This is a genomic window from Halorubrum sp. AJ67 (assembly GCF_000513435.1).
The window spans coordinates 89326-91056 of the sequence record NZ_CBVY010000007.1; the positions used below are offsets into that span (position 1 = coordinate 89326).

3 protein-coding genes are annotated in these 1731 nt (G+C 70.6%); all 3 read right to left on the reverse strand.

What is annotated here, in order from left to right:
* Positions 1 to 239: NAD-dependent epimerase/dehydratase family protein (locus BN903_RS08135; protein ID WP_048077272.1), on the reverse strand; the 239-nt coding region annotated here is incomplete at its 3' end.
* 94 nt (positions 240 to 333) lie between these two features.
* A complete protein-coding gene (locus BN903_RS08140) occupies positions 334 to 1338 on the reverse strand; it encodes a Gfo/Idh/MocA family protein (RefSeq protein WP_048077273.1) in 1005 nt (334 codons plus the stop codon).
* A partial coding sequence (locus BN903_RS16695) for a DegT/DnrJ/EryC1/StrS family aminotransferase (protein WP_195155760.1) occupies positions 1335 to 1731 on the reverse strand: 397 nt, incomplete at its 5' end. The genes BN903_RS16695 and BN903_RS08140, both read right to left, overlap by 4 nt.

Here is a 1731-nt window from a genome sequence, read left to right on the forward strand (position 1 = left end):
GCGTCGGCGACGACCTCGCGGACCGCCTCCGCGTCGCGGACGTCGCCGTCGCGGAACGCGTAGGTGCCGTCGGTCTCGCTCGCGACCTCGCGGTGGATGTCGAGAGTGTGCTCTTTGAGACGCGGGTCGTAGAACGACGCGAGGTTGTCGAAGACGGTGACGTCGTGGCCGTCGCGGAGGAACGCCGTCGCGAGGTGGCCGCCGATGAACCCGGCACCGCCCGTCACGACGACGTGCATCGGGTGACCCTCCGTGTCGGGGACAGCGGAGTCGCTTCCGTGAGCGCGGGGATCGCGACGTGACGAGGGGGCGAGGACGCGTTCATGAGGGGGGTCACGTCGGTGGGTCCGGCCCGTCCATCTCGATCTCGATCGCCCGTCCGGTGTCGGCCGACCGTTGCGCCGCCTCAAGGATCTCGACGGCGGCGACGCCCACGCGACCGGACGCGCGCGGAGTCGCGCCGGTCCGACAGGCTTCGAGGAACGATTCGACCTCCAGACGGAGCGGTTCGGCGGCGGGCGCTTCGTACCGCCGAACCGACTCCTCGCGGGTCGGGATCTCGGCGTCCGCCGCCACCGTGTTCTCGTACAGTTCCACGACGGTGTCCTCGAGGTAATCGACGTACCCGGTCGCCTCCGAGCCGGCGACGACGAGGTCTCTGCGCTTGCCGAACGCCGGGACTCGCCACGAGACGTCGATCGTCGCCGTCGTCGATCCGTACGTCAGGGTGAGCGTGGCCGTCTCGTCGACGGCCGCCGTCTCCGCCTCGTTCACCGCACAGAACACGCTGTCCGGCCACTCCCCGAGCAGGTACGTGTAGATGTCGACGTCGTGGACGGCGAGCGAGAAGAGGGTCCCCGCCGTCTCGCGCGGCTGCCGGAACGAGTACCGACTGGTCGAGAGGTACTCCGCTCGCCCGAGTTCCCCCCGTCTGAGGCGGTCCCTGAGCTCGTTCAGTCCGGGATGATATCGGAAGATGTGCCCGGTCGCGAGCGTCCGCCCCTCCTCGTCGGCGGCCGCGACGATCGCACGGGCGTCCGCGCCGGTGAGCGCGAGCGGTTTCTCGACGAGGAGATCGACGCCGGCTCGCAGGAGGTCGACCGCGATACCCCGGTGCGTCGGTGACGGCGTCGCGACCACCGCCGCGTCGACGCGTCCGCTCAGGTCCGCGTGATCGGTGACGTACTCGAGGTCGTACGTCCCGGCGAGGTCGGCGACTCGCTCCTCGTCGAGGTCACACAGGACGACGTCGTCGACGACGCCGGCGTCTCGCAGTTCGGCCCCGACGCGGGCGTGATTGCTCCCCCAGTACCCGGTCCCGACGACGCCGAGGTTCACGCTGCCGCCCCCTCGAAGTAGCGTTCGACCGCCGTACAGACTCGGTCGACCTCCTCGTCGGTGATCCGCGGGTGTATCGGCAGCGAGACGATGCGTCGACAGACGGACTCGGTGGCCGGCAGCGAGCGCTCGCCGAGCCGTTCGACGACCGGGTCGTGGTCGTAGGCGGGGGTCGGGTAGTGGATGCCGGTCTCGATCCCGGCGTCGCCGAGGTGTTCGCGGAGCGGGTCGCGGTCCGCGGCGGGCACCGCGATCACGTAGAGGTGATACACGTGCTCCGCGCCGGGCGGTTCGGTCGGCGTCTCCACTCGGTCGAGGTCTGCGAGACGCGCCGAGTACCGTCGCGCGGCGGTCGCCCGCCCCTCGTTCCAGTCGTCGATGCGGTCGAGCTGT